At 67.1% G+C, this 19,892-nt stretch carries 18 protein-coding genes; 9 read left to right on the top strand and 9 right to left on the bottom strand.

What is annotated here, in order from left to right; genetic code table 11:
- Window positions 1–156 precede the first annotated feature (156 nt).
- The 3 genes from ruvB to ruvA all read right to left on the bottom strand — a co-directional run bounded on the left by ruvB (window position 157) and on the right by ruvA (window position 2,227).
- Window positions 157–1,176, bottom strand: coding sequence for a Holliday junction branch migration DNA helicase RuvB (ruvB, locus tag BV95_RS05870; protein WP_037448640.1), 1,020 nt, complete (start codon window positions 1,174–1,176; stop codon window positions 157–159).
- 37 nt (window positions 1,177–1,213) lie between these two features.
- A complete protein-coding gene (locus tag BV95_RS05865; protein ID WP_037448678.1) occupies window positions 1,214–1,540 on the bottom strand; it encodes a GIY-YIG nuclease family protein in 327 nt (108 codons plus the stop codon).
- Between the two features lie 78 nt (window positions 1,541–1,618).
- Window positions 1,619–2,227: a Holliday junction branch migration protein RuvA gene (gene ruvA, locus BV95_RS05860; RefSeq protein ID WP_037448638.1), complete on the bottom strand. Its 609-nt coding sequence runs from the start codon at window positions 2,225–2,227 to the stop codon at window positions 1,619–1,621.
- A 140-nt stretch (window positions 2,228–2,367) separates the two neighbouring features.
- On the opposite strand from ruvA, the gene BV95_RS05855 reads away from it, so the two are divergent.
- The 3 genes from BV95_RS05855 (at window position 2,368) to BV95_RS05845 (ending at window position 5,106) form a co-directional block, all read left to right on the top strand.
- On the top strand, window positions 2,368–2,943 hold the full coding sequence (locus BV95_RS05855) for a peptidase S14 (RefSeq protein ID WP_037448636.1): 576 nt from the start codon (window positions 2,368–2,370) through the stop codon (window positions 2,941–2,943).
- 42 nt (window positions 2,944–2,985) lie between these two features.
- The gene (locus BV95_RS05850; protein WP_037448633.1) at window positions 2,986–3,612 is read left to right on the top strand and encodes a DUF1345 domain-containing protein; all 627 of its coding nucleotides are present in this window, start codon (window positions 2,986–2,988) and stop codon (window positions 3,610–3,612) included.
- 207 nt (window positions 3,613–3,819) lie between these two features.
- Window positions 3,820–5,106 (top strand): methyltransferase family protein, encoded by a 1,287-nt coding sequence (locus BV95_RS05845; RefSeq protein ID WP_037448630.1) that lies wholly within the window; start codon window positions 3,820–3,822, stop codon window positions 5,104–5,106.
- A gap of 39 nt (window positions 5,107–5,145) precedes the next feature.
- Here the strand turns inward: BV95_RS05845 and BV95_RS05840 are convergent, their stop codons facing one another.
- Together BV95_RS05840 and BV95_RS05835 are read right to left on the bottom strand one after the other, a co-directional pair.
- Window positions 5,146–6,519 (bottom strand): glutamate--cysteine ligase, encoded by a 1,374-nt coding sequence (locus tag BV95_RS05840; RefSeq protein WP_037448627.1) that lies wholly within the window; start codon window positions 6,517–6,519, stop codon window positions 5,146–5,148.
- Between the two features lie 105 nt (window positions 6,520–6,624).
- Window positions 6,625–7,371, bottom strand: coding sequence for a 16S rRNA (uracil(1498)-N(3))-methyltransferase (locus BV95_RS05835; protein ID WP_037448675.1), 747 nt, complete (start codon window positions 7,369–7,371; stop codon window positions 6,625–6,627).
- Window positions 7,372–7,471: 100 nt separating this feature from the next.
- Here BV95_RS05835 and ubiA point away from each other — a divergent pair, with 100 nt between their 5' ends.
- Window positions 7,472–8,374 (top strand): 4-hydroxybenzoate octaprenyltransferase, encoded by a 903-nt coding sequence (gene ubiA / locus BV95_RS05830; RefSeq protein WP_037448623.1) that lies wholly within the window; start codon window positions 7,472–7,474, stop codon window positions 8,372–8,374.
- Window positions 8,371–9,828, top strand: coding sequence for a phospholipase D-like domain-containing protein (locus BV95_RS05825; RefSeq protein WP_037448619.1), 1,458 nt, complete (start codon window positions 8,371–8,373; stop codon window positions 9,826–9,828). The genes ubiA and BV95_RS05825 overlap by 4 nt, the downstream gene beginning before the upstream one ends.
- Before the next feature lie 92 nt (window positions 9,829–9,920).
- Here BV95_RS05825 and smc read toward each other — a convergent pair whose 3' ends face one another.
- The 4 genes from smc to BV95_RS05805 all read right to left on the bottom strand — a co-directional run bounded on the left by smc (window position 9,921) and on the right by BV95_RS05805 (window position 15,694).
- Complete coding sequence (gene smc, locus BV95_RS05820; protein WP_037448616.1) at window positions 9,921–13,364, bottom strand: chromosome segregation protein SMC; 3,444 nt, start codon at window positions 13,362–13,364, stop codon at window positions 9,921–9,923.
- An 84-nt stretch (window positions 13,365–13,448) separates the two neighbouring features.
- Window positions 13,449–14,183: a thioredoxin domain-containing protein gene (locus tag BV95_RS05815; protein WP_037448613.1), complete on the bottom strand. Its 735-nt coding sequence runs from the start codon at window positions 14,181–14,183 to the stop codon at window positions 13,449–13,451.
- A 46-nt stretch (window positions 14,184–14,229) separates the two neighbouring features.
- Window positions 14,230–14,889 (bottom strand): DsbA family protein, encoded by a 660-nt coding sequence (locus BV95_RS05810; RefSeq protein WP_037448608.1) that lies wholly within the window; start codon window positions 14,887–14,889, stop codon window positions 14,230–14,232.
- A 262-nt stretch (window positions 14,890–15,151) separates the two neighbouring features.
- Entirely contained in the window at window positions 15,152–15,694 is a 543-nt protein-coding gene (locus BV95_RS05805; RefSeq protein ID WP_037448605.1) for a DUF721 domain-containing protein, read from the bottom strand.
- Window positions 15,695–15,720: 26 nt separating this feature from the next.
- Between BV95_RS05805 and BV95_RS05800 the strand changes: the two genes are divergently transcribed.
- The 4 genes from BV95_RS05800 to BV95_RS05785 are packed head-to-tail and all read left to right on the top strand — an operon-like array spanning window position 15,721 to window position 19,882.
- Window positions 15,721–16,791 carry an A/G-specific adenine glycosylase gene (locus BV95_RS05800; RefSeq protein ID WP_037448603.1) on the top strand — a complete coding sequence of 357 codons (1,071 nt, stop codon included), beginning with the start codon at window positions 15,721–15,723 and terminating at the stop codon, window positions 16,789–16,791.
- A complete protein-coding gene (gene nudC, locus BV95_RS05795; protein ID WP_037448600.1) occupies window positions 16,778–17,704 on the top strand; it encodes an NAD(+) diphosphatase in 927 nt (308 codons plus the stop codon). Before BV95_RS05800 ends, nudC begins: the two co-directional genes overlap by 14 nt.
- 47 nt (window positions 17,705–17,751) lie before the next feature.
- A complete protein-coding gene (locus BV95_RS05790) occupies window positions 17,752–19,098 on the top strand; it encodes a TldD/PmbA family protein (protein ID WP_037448598.1) in 1,347 nt (448 codons plus the stop codon).
- Entirely contained in the window at window positions 19,085–19,882 is a 798-nt protein-coding gene (locus tag BV95_RS05785) for an inositol monophosphatase family protein (protein ID WP_013848001.1), read from the top strand. Before BV95_RS05790 ends, BV95_RS05785 begins: the two co-directional genes overlap by 14 nt.
- Window positions 19,883–19,892: the final 10 nt, after the last annotated feature.

Here is a 19,892-nt window from a genome sequence, read left to right as displayed (position 1 = left end):
CGCCCCCCCCCCCCCTAGGGGGGGGGGGGGGGGGGGGGGGAGTGCCGTTACAGGACAACTTTCCCGTGGGGCACGCCCCCACCCCTCAGTCCCCTCCCCTGAAGGGGAGGGGAAGCATTAACGTCCTCTCATGGCCAATTCCCAACCAACCCAATCCTAATCGAACAACCCATCCTGAACATTGGACGGCGGGTTCAGCCCCAGATGCTTCCACCCCGGCCCGTTGAGACAACGCCCCCGCGCCGTACGAGCGATCAATCCAAGCTGGATCAGATAAGGCTCGATCACTTCCTCGATCGTATCCCGCGCTTCCGAAAGCCCCGCCGCCAGCGTCTCGACCCCCACCGGCCCGCCGCGATAAATATCCGCGATCATCATCAGATAGCGCCGGTCCATCAGGTCCAGCCCCAGATGATCCACCTCCAGCCGCGTCAGCGCGGCATCGGCCACCTTCGCTTCCACCGCCGGCGCGCCCGCCACATTGGCGAAGTCGCGCACCCGCCGCAGCAGCCTCCCGGCGATGCGCGGCGTCCCCCGCGACCGCCGCGCGATCTCCACCGCGCCGTCGGACGTGATGGCCAGGTCCAGCAGCCGCGCGGCGCGCCGCACCACCAGCTCCAGCTCATCGACGGTGTAGAATTGCAGCCGCACCGGAATGCCGAAACGGTCCCGCAGCGGCGTGGTCAGCAGTCCCTGCCGCGTGGTCGCGCCGACCAGCGTGAAGGGCGGCAGGTCGATCCGTACCGACCGGGCGGAGGGGCCTTCACCGATCATCAGGTCCAGCGCCCTGTCCTCCATGGCGGGATACAGCACTTCCTCGACAGCCGGATTCAGTCGATGAATCTCGTCGACGAACAGCACGTCGCCCTCATCCAGATTGGTGAGCAGCGCGGCCAGATCGCCCGACTTGGCGATCACCGGTCCGGACGTGGCGCGGAACCCCACGCCCATCTCGCGGGCGACGATCTGCGCCAGCGTCGTCTTGCCCAGCCCCGGCGGACCGAAGAAGAGCACATGGTCCAACGCCTCGCCGCGCCCCTTGGCGGCCTCGATGAAGATGCGCAGATTTTCCCGCGCCGCCTGCTGCCCGATAAATTCGGCAAGCGATTTGGGCCGCAGCGCAGCGTCGACATCCTCGACGCGCCGTGTGGAGGAGATCAGCCGATCCTCGCTCATGCGCGACCCCCACCCCAATCGTCATGCTGAACTTGTTTCAGCATCCATCGGGCCGCTGGCTCAGGTCCAGAGGCGGCAAACCCAACCCAACCGCCAGATCGACCCACGTCGGATTCTCGGATTCGATCAGATTGATCTTCCACTGCCGCCGCCAACGCTTGAGCTGCTTTTCCCGGCTGATGGCCTGTTCCATCGTCTCGCACATTTCGAAACGGACGAGATTGTGAACGGCATATTTCTCGGTGAAGCCGGGCAAACTGTTCGCCCGATGCTGTTGCAAGCGTCCGAGCAGGTTCGACGTCACCCCGATGTAAATCGTACCATAGGGCTGGCTTGCGAGGATATAGACGCACGGTTCTTTCATCATTCCCTCCCTTCGGCGCGAGAGGCGGAATGGATGCTGAAACAAGTTCAGCATGACGGGTGGGGAGGGCGATGCGCATTATTTCGCCGCCTTTCGCAAGGCCAGCCGCACCAGCGCATCCAGCGACGCCCCCTCGCCCAGTTCCTCTTCAGCGGCGGCGACGGCGGTGCTGGCCTCAGCAGGCTTGAAGCCCAGATTCTGCAGCGCGGAAATCGCGTCGGCGCTCTGACCGCCGCCCGATACCACCGCAAAACCCCCGCCAACTCCGCCCGCAGGCGTCGGCACCGCGCCGATCTTGTCCTTCAACTCATTGGCGATGCGCTGGGCGAGCTTGGGGCCGACGCCATTGGCGCGGGCGATCATCGCCTTGTCGCCGGTCGCCACGGATCGGTGCAGTTCCGCCGGTTCCAGCGCGGACAGGATGGCCAGCGCCACCCGCGATCCCACGCCCTGCACGCTGGTCAGCAGGCGGAACCAGTCGCGTTCCTCTGCTCGTGCGAAGCCGACCAGGCGGATCGAATCCTCCGACACCAGCATTTCGGTGTGGACCGTCACCGCTTCCCCCACCGGCCCCAATGCCGCCAGCGTACGGGAAGAAGCGCCGACCAGATAGCCGACCCCGCCCACATCGATGATGGCATGGTCCAGCCCCGTGCTGTCCAGCCGCCCTTTGAGTTTCGCGATCATGCGCCCCGCCCTTTGGTCATGATCTGTTCTTTAGGGGCGTCTCCGGCGGGGCGCCAGCTAAAAACCGACGGGCCGAAAGGCACCATTTGCCCCGCCACGCGTAGAGCAGCGGGCGAGGGCAAGGAAAGGAGCCGTTTTTCATGTCGATGCTGGCGCCGCTGCTGGGCCCCAAGGATTTCGAATATCCCGCGATCATGCTGTCGGGCTTTGTCGACCATGGCATGTACCTGCATTTCCGCAACTGCCTGTCCTCCGCGCCGCAACAGGGGCTGGTGGTGGTGGAGATCGCCACATTGGGCGGCGATCCGGAAATCGCGCGCATGATGGGGGAGGATATACGCTTCCATTCCGACCTCTATCCGGAGCGCCGGCTGGTGTTCCTGGGCAAGACGGCGGTCTATTCGGCGGGCGCGACCTTCATGGGCTTCTTCGCGGCGGAAAACCGCTATCTGGCGCGGGGCACGCGGCTGATGATCCATGAACGGATCATCACGCGGGACATTCATCTGGAAGGGCCGCTGTCGACCTGCATCGCCTCGCTCAAGGCCACGCTGCATGAGATAGAGGCGTCGATCGCGATCCAGAATGAAGGTTTCGCCAACCTGATCCTGGGATCGCAGGTATCGATGGAGGAGCTGCTGCGCCGCGCCCCGGAAAACTGGTATCTGGAGGCGAACGAAGCGCAGGCGCTGGGGCTGATCGCAGCGGTGATATAAAGCGGCTTGTGCGCGGCGCCGATTATGCCTTTGATAGGCGGCATGACCCGGTCGCAGATATTCCCCTGGCGCTACGGCATGTTTCTGGCTCTGCTGGCGAGCATGGCCCTCTTCGCGCTCCTGCTGCCCTGGCATGAGGCGGTGATGGCCGGTTTCGACCTCGCGGCGCTGGCGTTCATCCTGTCGGTCTGGCCGCTGCTGGACGCCGATCCGGACGCGATGCGGCGCACGGCGGCGAACAATGACGCGAACCGGGGGCTGATGCTGCTGCTGACCGCCATCGTCTCCGCGGTGGTGCTGATCGCCGTGGGCGTCGCCGTCAGCCAGCATGGCGGGCCAAGCGTGGCGGCGATCGCGCTGCTGCTGGCGACACTGACTTTGGCCTGGCTGTTTTCCAACCTCGTCTATGCGATGCATTATGCCCATATCTTCTATCTAGCCGGGGAAGGAGGCGGCGACAGCGGCGGGCTGGATTTCCCCGACACGCGGGAGCCGGGCTATTGGGATTTCCTCTATTTCGCCTTCACGTTGGGAATGACGTTCCAAACGTCCGACGTGGCCGTGACGAATGGAGACATGCGGCAGACAGCCCTGTTCCATTGCCTTGCGGCTTTCGTGTTCAACCTGGGAATATTGGCCTTCACCATCAACGTGCTGGGTGGCGGATAAGCGCAATTTAATCCTCCCTACGCGTAGCGTGGGGAGGGGGACCGCCGCTGAAAGCGGTGGTGGAGGGGAAATTCGGAGGTCGTGCCCCATTCCCCTCCACCACGCTTCGCGCGGTCCCCCTCCCCATCTATCGATGGGGAGGAATAGGATAGCCGCTACCCCCATCCCCTTCGCGGGTTGTTTACCATTTCCCGCTAGGGCCACGGCATGAGCAACCCTGCCGATCCCTGTCCCAAATCCGCCGTCAGCCATGGCGTCGGTCTGGCGGGGCTTGCGGGACTGGGGCTTTGGACGCTGGTGGCGCGCCATTATGGGATGGACGGCCCCAATGCGGGCTTCGCCGCCGTGGTGGCCTGCGGCGTGCCGATGCTGCTGTGGTCGCTGCTGGTCGACAGGGTGCATCGCAACGCATCGACCGGAATCGATTGGAACGCCCCGCCTCGACCCTGGCGAACGGTCCTGGACGTCAGCCTCGTCAAGATAGCAGGGCTTTGGGCGACATGGCTCGCCATAGCGGTCTTCTATTGCATCGCCCGCTGGTATTGGAGCGGCGACTATCGCTTTTCCATGAACCTGTTCATGGGCGCCGCGCCTTGGCTGGTGGCGGCGTCGGTGCCCTATGTGATCTGGCTGGACCGCCGCCTGATCGAACCCAGGGACGCCAGCTACGCCTTCGGCCAATGGGTGATCGGCGGCAATGCGGACCGCACGGAGGTCGCCCATCATGCGCGAGCCTGGGCGGTAAAGGGCTTTTTCCTGGCCTTCATGGTGTCGATCGTGCCGGGCAATTTCGCCGGCGTGGTGGCATGGCGGGTGGAGGATGCCTTCAGCCATCCGGTGGCGCTGGCCAGCTTCCTGATCGCGATCATGTTCATGATCGACGTCTGCATGGCGACCGTCGGCTATATGCTGACGATGAAACCGCTGGATTCGCATATCCGCACGGCCAATCCGCTGCTGGCGGGATGGGTGGCGGCGCTGATCTGCTATCCGCCCTTCGTGCTGATGGGCAATGGCGGGCCGCTCGATTATCATGCGGGCGGGGCCGAATGGGATGTCTGGACGCAGGGCCATGGCGTCCTGCAATGGCTGCTGGGCGGCTGGCTGGTGCTGCTGACCGGCATCTACGCCTGGGCCACCGTCGCCTTCGGCCTGCGCTTTTCCAACCTGACGCACCGGGGGATTTTGACCCACGGTCCCTATCGCTGGACGCGGCACCCCGCCTATCTGTCGAAGAATCTCTTCTGGTGGTTCTCCGCGCTGCCCTTCCTCAGCCTATCGGGCAGCCTGACCGACATGGTGCGCAACTGCGCGCTGCTCGGCGTGACCAACGCGGTCTATTATTGGCGCGCCAAGACGGAGGAGGCGCATCTGGGCACGGATGCGGATTATCGCGCCTATAGCGACTGGATGGAGCGGAACGGCATGGTGCCGCGCTTCTTCAGGCGGGTCGCGGGGCGGACGTCGGCGGGCGCGGCGCAGCCCGCCGAGTAGGGATTTCCCTTCCCCCGCCAGACGGAGGAAGGAACCCGATCAAAAACTTTCCTCGGCATAGATCTGGCTGAGATCGCCCTTCCACTCCCCATGATAGCGGGCGAGCAGGCGTTCGGCATGCGTCCGGCCTGAAGCCACGATCTCGTCCAGCGGAGCGAGATAGCCGCTTTCATTATCGCCCGACGCATTGAGCCGGGCGCGGGCGGACAAACCGCTGCGAGCGATATCCAGCACCTCCCCCGCAATGTCGCGCAGCTTGCGGTTGCCCGCGATGGGCGCGTCCAGCGCCAGCTTCGGCACGGAATCGCGCAGAAGCTGCCGTTCCTCCATGCTCCAGCCCTTCACCACATCCCATGCGGCATCCAGCGCACCCTCGTCATAGAGCAGCCCGACCCACAACGCCGGAAGCGCGCAGATGCGGTTCCACGGCCCGCCGTCCGCGCCGCGCATCTCCAGAAAGCTCTTCATCCGCACTTCGGGGAAGGCGGTGGACAGATGATCCTCCCAATCCTTCTCCGTCGGCTTCTCGCCGGGCAGGGCAGGGAGTTCGCCCTTCAGGAAATCGCGGAAGCTCTGCCCCGCCGCGTCGATATAGCGGCCGTCGCGATAGACGAAATACATCGGCACATCGAGCGCATAGTCGGCATAGCGTTCATAGCCGAAGCCGTCCTCGAACACGAAGGGCAGCATGCCGGTGCGGCCGGGGTCGGTGTCCGACCAGATATGGCTGCGATAGGACAGGAAGCCGTTGGGCTTGCCCTCCGTGAAGGGCGAATTGGCGAACAGCGCCGTCGCCAGCGGCTGCAATGCGAGCGACACGCGAAACTTCTTCACCATGTCCGCCTCGCTGCCATAGTCCAGATTGGTCTGGATGGTGCAGGTGCGCAGCATCATGTCGAGGCCCAGCGACCCCACGCGCGGCATGTGCCGCAACATGATGTCGTAGCGGCCCTTGGGCATGATGGGCAGTTCTTCGCGGCTCTTGTCCGGCCACATGCCCAGGCCCAGAAAGCCCAGCCCCAGCATGTCGCCGACATATTTCACCTGTTCCAGATGGCGGCTGGTCTCCGCGCAGGTCTGGTGCAGATTTTCCAGCGGCGCGCCGGACAGTTCCAACTGCCCGGCCGGTTCCAGGCTGATCGTGCCGTCGGCGCCGGACAGGGCGATGATATTCTCCCCCTCGAACACCGGATTCCAGCCATAGCGGGTCAGCCCGATCAGCAGCGTGTGGATGCCGCCCCGCTCGTCATAGCTGGGGGCGTGGTAATCCTTCCGGCTGTAGACGAATTTCTCATGCTCGGTGCCGATGCGCCAGCGGTCCTTGGGCTTGGCGCCCTTGGCGAAGGCCGCGATCAACTGCTCGCGGCTCTCGATGATGGGATCGTTGCCCTCTGAATCGGTTCTGGTGCTCATGCCCCGCCTTAATCTTTCCCCCGGTCGCGTCAAAGGCGCAACGTTCGGCGCTCAAATAAGCTGCGTTGATGACAGCTTCAATCCCATTGCGGAATGAAACGATATTCAGCGCCAATCCCCGTTGATCGTCATCCACGCGGTCGTCGCGGCGATGGCGGCGGTTTCGGCGCGTAAAATGCGCGGCCCCAGCGAAACGGGGACGGCCTTTGCCACCCCGCGAATGGCCTCGCGTTCGGCGGGGTCGAAGCCGCCTTCGGGACCGATCAGGAAAGCCGCGGTGCCGGGATGGGCCTTCAGCGTATCCGCCAGCGGCTCTCCGCCCGTCTCATCCGCAAAGAAAAGCCAGCGATCATCCGGCCACTCCCGGATCAGCGCGTCCAGCTTCACCATGTCGCCCAATTCGGGCAGCGCGGTGCGCCCGCATTGTTCGGCGGCCTCGACCAGATGGGCATGCAGCCGGTCGAAATTCAGCTTGTCCACCACGGCGCGGCGGGTGAGCACGGGCTGGAGCTTCGCCACGCCCAGTTCACAGGCCTTTTCCGCGATCAGGTCGATCCGCCCCTTCTTGATCGGCGCGCAGCAGAGCCAGAAATCGGGCACGTTCTCCGGCGCTTTGGTCTGGCTGACGACCTCCAGCACCAGATCGCGCTTGCGGATGTCGCGGGCTTTCGCGGCCCACTCGCCGGAACGGCCATCGAACAGCAGGACGATATCGTCGGGCTTTACCCGCATGACGCTGATCAGATAATGCGCCGGATTGCCGTCGACAGGAACGGCGACGCCCTCGCCCAGCAGGGTCTCGACATGCAGGCGCGGCGCGCTTTGCGGCGGCCAGGCGGGGGTTGCGGTCATAAAAAAATCCATCATCCGTTCGGGCTGAGCCTGTCGAAGCCCTTTTTTTCCTTCTAGAGAAGAACGGTCCTTCGACAAGCTCAGGACGAACGGAGTAAGCGTGACAAGTAGCATCGTCCCCGACAGCGAAGCACGTGGATTGGTCGCGCGCCTGCCGGATGTCCCGCGTGCCCTGGCTTTGCTGGCGCGATTCGACCGGCCGATCGGCTGGTGGCTGCTGTTCTGGCCGGGCGCCTGGGCAGTGGCGCTGGCGGGCGGGGCAGGGCAGCACTGGCCGCTGATCCTGTGGCTGCTGCTGGGCAGCGTCGCCATGCGCGGGGCGGGATGCGTGTTCAACGATATCGTCGACCGCGACCTGGACCGGCAGGTGGCGCGGACGGCATCGCGACCCCTGGCAAGCGGCGCTGTCTCAGTGAAGACCGCATGGGTCTGGCTGCTCGCCCTCTGCCTGATCGGACTAGTGGTTCTGCTGCAACTGCACCTCTACGCGCAGGCCGTGTCGCTGGGTTCGCTGGCGCTGGTGGCCGCTTACCCCTTCATGAAGCGGATCACCGGCTGGCCGCAAATCTGGCTGGGTCTGGTCTTTTCCTGGGCCGCGCTGGTCGGGTGGAGCGAAGTGGCAGGCTCGCTCGCCCTACCGGGCCTACTGCTCTATGGCGGCTGCATCTTCTGGGTGGTGGGCTACGACACCATCTACGCCTTGCAGGACCGGGAGGATGACGCGCTGATCGGCATAGGGTCCAGCGCCCTGTCCATGGGACGGCACGTGCGCGGCGGGGTGACGCTCTGCTACGCGCTGGCGCTTGCCCTATGGGCGGCGGCGATCTGGCAGGTCCGGCCGCAGGCTCTGGCGCTGGCGGCGCTGCTGCCGATGGCGGTGCATCTGGGCTGGCAGGTGGCGACCTTGAAGGAGGATGGCGTCGATCCCTTGACGAAATTCCGCTCCAACCGCTTTGCCGGACTGCTCATGTTCCTGGGCTGTCTGGTGGTGGGCAGCGCATGAGCGGCCCGCGCGAGGGCGAGGATTGCTGGCGCGTCGAATGCGCCCTGAAGGCCAGCATGATCGTCGATGCGGACGCCTATTTCCAACATGCCCGCGCCGCGATGATGAAGGCGAAGAAGCGGATCATGCTGATCGGCTGGGACTTCGACGCCGCGATCAGCCTGATCCGGGAGGATGAGGCGGACGATGGCGCGCCCGTGGTGATCGGCGATTTCATAAGCTGGCTGGTGGATCGGACGCCGGAACTGGAAATCTACCTGCTGCGCTGGGACGTGGGCGCGATGAAGTCGATGGTGCAGCCGTCGAACCTGTTCACCACGGTCCGCTGGATGGCCCATTCGCGCATCACGGTGAAGCTGGACAGCCATCATCCCACCGCCGCCTCCCACCATCAGAAGATCGTGGTGATCGACGATTGCTTCGCCTTTTGCGGCGGCATCGACATGACGGCGGACCGGTGGGACACGCGGCATCATCGCGACGACGATCCGGGGCGGCGGCATCCGGACGGATCGGCCTATGGACCATGGCATGACGCGACGACGGCCCTGCAGGGTCCGGTGGCGGCGGCCTTGGGCGAACATGCGCGGAACCGGTGGAAAGGAGCCGGCGGGGATGCGCTGGAGCCGGTCGAGGGCGTGGAGGATTGCTGGCCCGATACCCTGCCGGTGCAGTTTCAGGATGTGGACGTCGCCATTTCCCGCTCCGCCCCGGAGATGGAGGATCAGGAACCCCTCATCGAGATAGAGCGGCTTTTCGTGAACCAGATCGCCTCGGCCCGGCGCACCATTTATGCGGAGAGCCAATATTTCGCCTCCCGCCGCATTGCCGAGGCCATCGCGGCGCGCCTCGGCGAAAAAGACGGGCCGGAAATCGTCGTCATCAATCCGGAGCAGGCCGACGGCTGGCTGGAACAGCAGGCGATGGACACCGCCCGCGCCCGCCTGTTCGAGGCGTTGAAGGCGCGCGACACCCATGGCCGCTTCCGCCTCTACCACCCCTTCACCGCGCGGGGGACGCCCATCTATGTCCATGCCAAGATATTGATCGTCGACGATCGGGTGCTGCGGGTCGGCTCATCCAATATGAACAACCGATCGATGCGGCTGGACACCGAATGCGACGTGACCATCGACGCGACGCTGCCCGCCAACGCCGGACGGGAAGAGGTCATCCGCAACATTCGCGACGATCTGATCGCGGAGCATTTCGACCTGCCGGTCGAGCGCGTGGCGGCGGTGATCGCCGAGCGCGGCCTGATCGCCGCAATCGATCAGTTGCGGGACAAGGCCGGGCGGACCTTGCGGCCCTATGTGACGCCGGACCTGAACGATGTGCAGGCGTGGTTGGCGGATAATGAGGTGCTGGACCCGGAAGGCCCCGGCGAGATGCTGGAGCCGATAACGGAGCGCGGCCTGTTCCGCCGAATGCGCGGCTGGATAGAGCGGGGTTAAAGTCCCGCCTCCGTTCGTTTCGAGCGAAGTCGAGAAACGAGATGGATGCGCTTGCCGTTTCTCGACTTCGCTCGAAACGAACGGAGGTCGATTTACTCCGCCGCCAGCAAAGCCTCCGCGCCACCCAGATTGACCGACACCAGACGGCTCACCCCGCGCTCCACCATCGTCACGCCGAACAGCCGGTGCATCCGCGCCATGGTCACGGCATTATGGCTGACGATCAGGTAGCGCGTATCCGTCTGCCCCACCATCGCGTCCAGCAGGTCGCAGAAACGCTCCACATTGGCGTCGTCCAGCGGCGCGTCCACCTCGTCCAGCACGCAGATCGGCGCGGGATTGGTCAGGAACAGCCCAAAGATCAGCGCCACCGCCGTCAACGCCTGCTCCCCGCCGGAAAGCAGCGTCAGCGCGGCCAGCTTCTTGCCCGGCGGCTGCGCCATGATCTCCAGCCCCGCCTCCAGCGGATCGTCGCTTTCGATCAGTTCCAGATGCGCCTGACCGCCATTGAACAGGGTGGTGAACAGCCGCCGGAAATGCCCGTCCACCGCCTCGAACGCGGCGAGCAGCCTTTGGCGGCCCTCCCGGTTGAGGCTGCCGATGGACCCGCGCAGGCGGTTGATGGCCTGCGTCAGTTCCTCGCTTTCGGCGCGGCTGCTGGCTTGGGTGGCTTCCAATTCCTCCAATTCCTGCGCAGCGACCAGATTGACCGGCCCGATCCGCTCGCGCTCCGTCACCAACCGGTCATGCTCGGCCTGTTCGGTCTGCGCGATGCGGATTTCCGCGCTGGCAAAGCCCAGCTTTTCCGGCAGCACGGGCGGCGGACATTCGAAACGCTCGCCCGAAAGGCGGTTGGTCTCGACGCGCTTTTCATCGGCCGCTTCGGCGCGAGCGGCGGCGGTGGCGCGGGCTTCGCGGGCGCTGGCCAGCGTTTCGCCCGCCTCGGACGCGCGCTGTTCGGCGGCGCGCAGCGCGGCTTCGGCCTCGGCCTCCTCGCGGCGGGCGGCGTCGGCGGCCTGGGTCAGCGCGTCCCCCTGCTCGCTCAACCCGGCGATGGCGGCGGCGAGTCGATCCGGCTGGTCCGCGATTTCGCCGCGCTCCTGCGCTATGGCCTCGCCCCGCTCGACCATGGCGGCGATGCGCTTGGCCGCCTCGCCCGCACGGGCGCGCCAGCCCTTCGCCTCGGCGTCGGCGGCGGCCATGCGTTCGCGGTCGCTGCCCAGGGCGCGGTCCGCCAGCGCCTGATCGGCCTGCAACTGGCTGACCGCCTGCCGGGCCTTCTCGCTCGCCTGTTGCAGCGTGGCGACGAGCGTGCGGGTTTCCTCGCCGTCCGGCATGGCGGTCCGGGCAGCCTGCGCCTTGTCATGCTCCCCCTGCGCGGAGCCAAGGTCGGCGCGGGCCTCCTCCAGCCGTTCCTCCATGGCTTCGCGGCGGCCCGCCAGCCGCTCCAGCGCAGTGGCGGCTTCGTCAGCGGCACGCAGCGCCGTGCGGAGCCGCTGGTCGGCATGGGATAGCTGCGTGCGTCCGGTGGCCAGCGTCTGGACGGCATCGCGTTCCTGCGCGGCGGCGGCATCCTGCGCGGCGCGGGCGGTTTCGACCTCAGCCTCGGCACCGGGGCGGACGGCGGCGATAGCCTCCAGCCGGTTGAGGCGGATCAAACGCTCCGCCGCCGCTGCACCCCCCTCGCTGGCGACATAGCCATCCCAGCGGCGAAGCTGGCCATCCTTGGTGACAAGCCGCTGCCCGACCGCGAGGGGCTGGCCGTCATCCTTCTCCGCCACAGCAACCTGCGCCAGACGACGGGCCAGCTCAGCCGGAGCCGTGACATGCACCGAAAGCGCCGAACAGCCTTCCGGCAATGAAGGATCACTATCCAGAGCCGCCGCGCCCGCCCACCGGCGCTTGCCCTCTGCGGCAATCGGCGCTTCCAGATCATCGCCCAAGGCAGCGGCAAGGGCGCGTTCATAGCCAGGCGCCGCCTTCAACCGGTCGAGCGCTCGGCTACGATTATTCGCGCCGCCATCGACAGCGCGTTGCAGCGCGGCGGCTTCACTGTCCAGCGCGGCGAGCGCGGCGCGGGCGGAGGAAAGCGCAGCCTCGGCGGCAGCGCGGGCCTCGGCGGCTTCGGCGCGGGCCGCTTCGGCGTCGCGTATCGCGGCCTCGGCAGCGTCTCGATCAGCGCTGGCCTGCTGCTGCGCGCCCAGCGCTTCGGCGCGCTGCGCTTCCAGCGGGGCGGCATCGGGAAGGGCGGCCGCTTCGGCTTCCAGCCGTTGCGCCTCCCGACTTGCCCGATCCAACCGGCTGCGGGCGGCGGCGAGGGCGGCTTCGGCCACACGCAATTCGGCCTGCTCGCCCGCCTGCTTGGCCATCGCCTTGGCCAGATCGAGTTCCGCATCCCGCGCCGCATCCTCGGCGCGGGCGATGCGGCCCGCGAAATCGGGGCGCATGGCCTCCGTCTCGGCGATGCGGCCCTTAAGCGCGGCGATTTCGTCGGTCAGCCGCGCAATCGCCTCCGCCGCATCATTGGCCAGCGTCCCTTCGCGCTCCCGATCCTCTTCCAGCCGGGCGGCCTGCTGCGCCAGATCATGCAGACGCCGCACCACCCCATCGCGTTCGGTGCGCAGGGCCGTCAGCCTGTGCCCCGCCTCGCTGGCTGCGTCACGGGCGCTCTGCGCGGCCGCCCGTTTCGCGGCCAGCGCCTCGACAGCGGCATTCGCGTAAACAGCGGCGGCCTGCTGCGCTTCCTGTGCGGCGGCGACGGCACTTTCGGCCTGCTTCGCCTCCGCACGGGCCGCCTCGGCGCTGGCGGCGGCCTCCCGCCAGCGGGCGAAGATCGTGCGACCCTCGGCAATGCGAATCTGCTCCGACAGGCGGATATAGCGCTCCGCCGCCTTGGCCTGACGGCGCAGGCTGTTGGCCCGCGCCTCCATGTCGGACAGGATTTCGTCCAGCCGCATCAGGTTCGCTTCGGCGGCGCGCAGCTTCTGCTCGGCATCCTTGCGGCGGACGTGCAGGCCGGAAATGCCCGCCGCTTCCTCCAGCATGGCGCGCCGTTCCTGCGGCCGGGCGGCGATCACGGCTGCGATGCGACCCTGACTGACCAAGGCTGGACTATGCGGCCCGGTGGCGGCATCCGCGAAGATCAGCGCCACGTCCTTGGCGCGGACGTCGCGGCCATTGGCGCGATAGGCGCTGCCCGCCCCGCGCTCGATGCGGCGGGTGACTTCCAGTTCGCCGTCGGCGGCGACCTCGACCGCGTTGAACAACTCCCCCTGTTCCTGCACGGTCATCAGAGAGACTTCGGCGAAATCGCGCTGCGGGCGGGACGCGGTGCCCGCGAAGATCACATCCTCCATGCCGCCGCCGCGCATCGACTTGGCGCTGGATTCACCCATGACCCAGCGGATCGCCTCCAGCAGGTTCGACTTGCCGCAGCCGTTCGGCCCGACAATGCCGGTCAGGCCGGGTTCGATGCGCAACTCCGTCGGATCGACGAAGCTCTTGAAGCCGGAAAGTTTGAGGCGCTTTATCTGCATGGCGCAAGATCAGGGCGGCGGAAATCCGCCCTGCCCGCAACCGACAGCCACATCGATGATGTCAGCCCCCTCTTGTCCAATCGCCTAGAGTCCCGCTTCCTTGAGCTTGGCCCGCAACGCCGGCCATGCGGCGGTATTCTCCACCATCACGCCGTTCAGGATGAAGCTGGGCGTGCCCTCGATCTTATATTGCTGGTTCGCCTCTTCCACGCCCTTGGCCAGCTTCTCGGCGGCGGCGGTGTCGGCCAGGCACTGTTTCGCCTGATCCTCCGCAATGCCGCGCTGCTTGGCGAAGTCGACCAGGCCGATCGCCTGGGCAAGCTGGCCGAAACGCTCCGCCGGGGGGGCGCTCATCAGCGCCTTGTACTTCTCGTCGCCCAGCGCCTGCGCCTTTTCGAACATGGCGTTCTGGTTGGCGAAGAACTGGTCGGACAGGGGATAGAATATGTCCTTGCCGCCGCAACGGGCCAGCAGCGCCGTCGAAATGTCGATGGGATCGCGGACGAAGTTTCGGAATTCGAAGCTCATCTTGCCGCTGTCGACGATCTGCTTGATCTCCTCCGCCGATTCAGCGGCGAAATCGCGGCAGTGCGAACAGGTGTAGGAACCATATTCGATCAGCTTCACCTTCGCTTGCGGGTTGCCCATGACGAAATGGCCGTCGGGCGTGGTCGCGATGGTTTCGGACCATTTCGTGCCCGCGGGCGCGGCGACGGCGGCGACCGGCTCGGCCGAAGTCGCGCCGCCCCCCTCCTTCTCGCCGCAGGCGGCCATGGTCAGCGAAAGGGCGATAAGGGCAAGTCCGGAAAGGGCTTTCACGTCAATCTGGCTCCGTTTGTCGGGCGTTATTCCATCCGGGTTTAGATCAGTGCAATGCCGCCTGCAACCGCGTCCAGTCGGACCCCTGAACCAGCGTGCCGTTCAGCGTGAAGGCAGGCGTGCCGCCGATCCGCAGCTTGTTCCACGCCTCGTCGGTCATGGCCAGGATCTGCTTCATCGATGCGGGGTCGTTGATGCAGGCATCCAGTTGCGCAGGCTTGAACCCGCGCTTCCCCATCAGGGCGTAGAGGCCGGTCTTCTGCCCGATGTCGCGCAGCGCGGCCTTTTCCTCGGTCGGCTTGGTCGCGTCCTTGTCATAGGCGATCAGCTTTTCCATCCAGGCGTCCTGATTGGCGAACAGCGCCTCATGATTGCCGAAGAAGCGGCCCGGCCCGCCGCAGCGGGCAAGCAGGGCGGCGGCCAGGTCATATTTGTCGCGCACCGCGTTGCGCACCTCGACGCTGACCTTGCCGCCCCTCACATATTTGGCGCGCAACGGTTCGCTCGCCTCCCTCACGAAATGGGCGCAGTGGGAGCATGTGTAGCTCACATATTCGACCAATTTGGTCGACGCGGCCGGATTGCCCAGCACATGCCCGCCAATGGGGGATGGAGCCACCCGGCTAAGCCAGTTGGCGGCGGGGGCGGCGATAAGGCCCGCCGGAATGGCGAGCAGGGCGAGGAAAGCCAGGCGGATTTTGGTCATGCGGTAGTCCGTTGATGCGCCGCCCCTGTCACGGCTGAGAATGGCTATGATGTATACTTCTTGTCCCCAAGCGCAACATGCTCCCGCAAAGGCAGGAAATGGACTAATTCCTCCCTACGCGAAGCGTGGGGAGGGGGACCGCCGCCAAAGGCGGTGGTGGAGGGGAAATTCGCAGGTCGTGCCCCATTCCCCTCCGTCGACGCTACGCGCCGCCACCTCCCCATCTCCCGATGGGGAGGAACAGGATAGGTCCGCAAACACCCTACCCAATCTTGGGCAAACCCCCGCTATTCGCCAGCCCCTGCGCCAGCGATTCCAGCACCGCCCGCAATTCCGGGTCGCCAATATCGCGCAGCGAATCCCCCAGCTCCACCGGAACGGGTTTCAGGTTGCGCGGCGGCGGACGGCGTTCCGGCTCCTTCGGCTGAACCATCCCCTGCCTCATCGCCACCTTGGCGACGGCGGCATAGCCGAAGAATCGGTTCACCCGGTCGATAATGTCGGGCAGCACATGCTGGATCATCGGCGCATGGCCGCTCATGACGGTCAGTTGCAGCGTGCCGCCCGCCTTCTTCCCCGCCGGGAAGCGGATCGATTCCGGCTCGCTGATCCCGGCATAATGCGGCCCGACAATCTCCGCCCAGCGGGTGACGATGCTGGACTGGACGAAACCGAACTTGCGGAAGGCGGCGTCGCCGATGGCGGGCATGAGGTCCGCGATCCGGCGCGGCGCGCCGATGCGCGGCCGTTCCTCCGCCTCACCCTTGCGGCTTTTCATTTTAGGTTGCGCGGGGCGTTCCGTCATGGGCTTCTTAATGGCATAGGGTCGCCATGCGCGTCGAGGGCAACATCCCAAAAATAGCATCCGATCTGCTCGCCCATTATGACGTCCATGCGCGCAGGCTGCCTTGGCGCGCCCCGCCGGGCGCCAACGCCGCCGATCCTTACCGCGTCTGGCTGTCGGAGGTGATGCTCCAGCAGACGACGGTCGCGGCGGTCGGCCCCTATTTCGCGAAATTCACCCAGCGCTGGCCCGACGTAACCGCGCTGGCGGCGGAGGAGGATGCGGAGGTCATGGCCGCCTGGGCGGGCCTTGGCTATTATGCCCGCGCCCGCAACCTGCTGGCCTGCGCGCGCGCCGTGGCGGGCGACCATGGCGGCGTCTTTCCCGATACGGAGGATGGGCTGCGCGCCCTGCCGGGCGTCGGGGCCTATACGGCGGCGGCGGTGGCGGCGATCGCCTTCGGGCGACGCGCCGTGGTGGTCGACGCCAATGTCGAGCGCGTCGTCGCCCGCCTTTTCGCCATCGCCACGCCCCTGCCTGCTGCGCGTCCGGAAATTCGCGGGGCGACCGACGCGATCACGCCGGATGTCCGCGCCGGGGACTTCGCGCAGGCGATGATGGATCTGGGCGCGACCATCTGCACGGCGCGCAACCCCGCCTGCGGCATCTGCCCCCTGCGGCAGGATTGCGCGGCCGTCCTGACCGCCGATCCGGCCGCCTTCCCGGTCAAGGCGGCGAAAAAGGCAAAGCCGCACCGGCTGGGCCATGGCTGGTGGATAGAGCGGCCGGACGGCCATGTATGGCTGGTGCGGCGGCCCGGCAAGGGCATGCTGGGCGGCATGCGGGCGCTGCCCACATCGGAATGGAACGGCGCGCCCGACGCGACCCCGCCTCTGTCCGCGCCATGGCGGCGGCTGGCGGAGCCGGTGCGCCATGTTTTTACGCATTTCTCCCTCGCATTGACGGTGCACCATGCCCATGTGGGGCCGGATGTGACGCCGCCGGGTGAGGGCGAGTGGTGGCCGGTGGCCGAAATCGGGAAGGCGGGCCTGCCGACCCTGTTCGCCCGCGCCGCCGAATTGGCGATGAAGGAGAGAAATGACGATGCACGGCTCTGATATTCCGGAATCGCCGGTGGTGGCCTTTGGCGGGGGACGGCTGGACCGCGTCGACCATGTCCGCAGCAATCCCACGCTGCTGGCGGAGGCCTTCGCCTCCCCGCTGGCCCGGCGGCTGGTGCTGGACGGGCTGGAGCCAGTGGTCGAGGACGGCCATCTGGCCATGGAAGCGCTGCCCGCCGACGCCTGGATCGAACATCATGCCCTGCTCGGCGTGGACGAGCAGCAACGGCCGATCTTCGCCGAACTGCTGGCGGACGCGCCGCACAGCCTGGTCGCCACGCCGCGCAGCCGGACCTTGCCGGGCGATGTGCCGGGGCATGAGGTCGCCCTCTACGGCGCGGCGCGCAGCCTGCTGGCCTGGCATGCGCGGCATCGCTTCTGTTCGGTGTGCGGACAGCGCAGCGCCCCCGCCAAGGCGGGCTGGTCGCGCCAATGCGGGTCGTGCAAGGCGGAACATTTTCCCCGCGTCGATCCGGTCGTGATCATGCTGGCCGAACATCGCGGCCGGGTGTTGCTGGGGCGGCAGCATGGCTGGCCCGCCGGGCGCTATTCGGCGCTGGCCGGTTTCGTGGAGCCGGGCGAGACGCTGGAGGAAGCGGTCGTCCGCGAAATCAGGGAGGAGGCGGGCGTCGCCACCCATGATATACGCTATGTGACCAGCCAGCCCTGGCCCTTCCCCTCCTCGCTGATGATCGCCTGCACCGCGCAGGCGGACGACGACGCGCTGAAGATCGACGAAAATGAGATCGAACATGCCTTCTGGTGCGATGAGGAGGGCGTTCGCGCCGCCATGGCCGGGGAGGAGGGCGCACCCTTCCTCGCCCCGCCGCCGATGGCGGTCGCCTGGCACCTGCTGCGGCACTGGCTAGACGAGCGCGCGCAGGTTGCCCACCACGACCCAAGCGCGTAAGGCCGCTCCTTCGCCCCGCACCCCCGTCACAGGAATCGACCAAGCCCATGCTCAGCCTAGAAGAAGCCCAGTCCCGCGCCCAAGATCTGGTGACGGCGGCGCGCCGGGCGGGGGCGGATGCGGCCGACGCCATCTATGCCTGCAACGCCTCGACCAACGTGTCGGTGCGGCTCGGCGCGCTGGAGGATGTCGAACGGTCGGAGGGTGAGGAGATCGGCCTGCGCGTCTTCATCGGCAGCCGCTCCGCCAGCATCTCGGCGTCGGACATGAACCCCGCGACATTGGCGACCCTGGTCGACCGCTGCATCGCCATGGCGGGGCAGGCGCCCGAAGACCCCTATGCGGGCCTCGCCCCCGAAGACCGGCTGCTGAAGGGCGCGTTGCCCGAACTGGACCTGACCGACCCGTTCGAGCCGGAACCGGCCGAGCTGCGCGCCCGCGCCCTGCTGGCCGAGGAAGCGGCGCGGGCCGTGCCCGGCGTCACCAACAGCGAGGGCGGCGGCGCGGCCACCGGGCGCAGCCAGATGGCGCTCGCGACCAGTCATGGCTTCGCCGGGGCCTATGCCGGGACCAGCCATTCCACCTGGGCCAGCGTGCTGGCCGGAACAGGCGCGGACATGCAGCGCGACCATGCCAGCCACAGCGTCCGCCACATCGCCGATCTGGACGAAGCCGACGCAGTCGGAACCCGCGCCGGGCAGCGGGCCGTGGCGCGACTGAACCCGGTGAAGGTCGGCAGCGGCGTGATGCCGCTGATCTTCGACCCGCGCATCGGCTCCAGCCTGGTCGGCCATCTGATCGGCGGCATGGTCGGCCCCGCCATCGCCCGCCGGTCGAGCTTCCTGCTGGAATCGCTGGGCGAGGCGCTGTTCGATTCGGCCATCACGATCATCGACGATCCGCTGCGCCTGCGCGGCCTGCGCTCGCGCCCCTTCGACGGCGAGGGACTCCCCGTGGAACGCCGCGCATTGATCGACCGGGGCGTGCTGACCGGCTGGCTGATGGACAGCGCCTCGGCGCGGCAACTGGGGCTGGAACCGACCGGCCACGCCAGCCGCGGCGGCAGCGGCGCGCCGGGCGCGGGCGTCACCAACGTCCATATGGAGCCGGGCGCGCTGTCGCCGGGCGAATTGATGGCGGGCGTGAAGCGCGGCCTGTACATCACCGAACTGATCGGCATGGGCGTCAACGGCGTGACCGGCGACTATAGCCGGGGCGCGGCGGGCTTCCTGATCGAAAATGGCGAACTGGGCCAGCCGGTGTCGGAAATCACCATCGCCAGCAATTTGAATGACATGTTCCGGGCGCTGGTCCCCGCCAACGACCTCGCCTTCCGCTATGGCATGAACGTGCCGACCATCCGCGTCGACGGGATGACCGTTGCCGGCGGCTGACATCCCCCTGCGCGACGTGGTGGCGGCCGTTTCCGACGCCGCCGACCGCGCCCTGACGCTCTGGGCGGGCGGCGAGACCCGCGTGCGCCAGTGGGAAAAGGTGCCCGGCCATCCGGTGTGCGAGGCCGATCTGGAACTGGACGCGATGCTGCGCGAACGGCTCTACGCCATCGATCCGTCGGCGGGCTGGCTGTCGGAGGAGACGGCGGATACCGTCCACCGGCTCGGCCTGCCCCGCGTCTGGGTGGTCGATCCCATCGACGGCACGCGGGACTATCTGCGCGGGCGGCCCGGCTGGGCCGTGTCGGTGGCGCTGGTGGAACATGGCGCGGTGCGCTTCGGCATATTGGCCGCGCCCGCCCGCAACGAATTGTGGATCGCTCAGTCCGGCGCAGGCGCGACCCGCAACGGACGAACCTTGCAGGCCGGATCGCGGGCGGTCCTTCCCGGTTCGCGCGTGCCCGCCGACCAGCTTCCCCGCTACGACCGCGATCTCGTCACCGTGCACAAGCCCAACAGCATCGCGCTGCGCATGGCGATGGTGGCGGCGGACGAGGCCGATCTGGTCGCCACGGTGCGCTGGGGCAATGAATGGGACGTCGCCGCCGCCGCGCTGATCGCGCAGGAGGCGGGGGCCATCGTCACCGACGCGCTCGGCAACCCCTTTTCCTTCAACCGACCGCAGCCGACCGCCTTCGGCCTGCTATGCGCCGCGCCGGGCGTCCACGCCGCAGCGACGGAACGGCTGGCCCCCCGCGCCCAGGAAATATTAGGGCGAGCCTAAGCCCATAATA

The sequence above is a fragment of the Sphingobium chlorophenolicum genome (assembly GCF_000722875.1).
In the GTDB taxonomy this organism is placed as follows: Bacteria; Pseudomonadota; Alphaproteobacteria; order Sphingomonadales; family Sphingomonadaceae; genus Sphingobium; species Sphingobium chlorophenolicum.
This window is presented reverse-complemented; position numbering and strand designations above follow the sequence as displayed.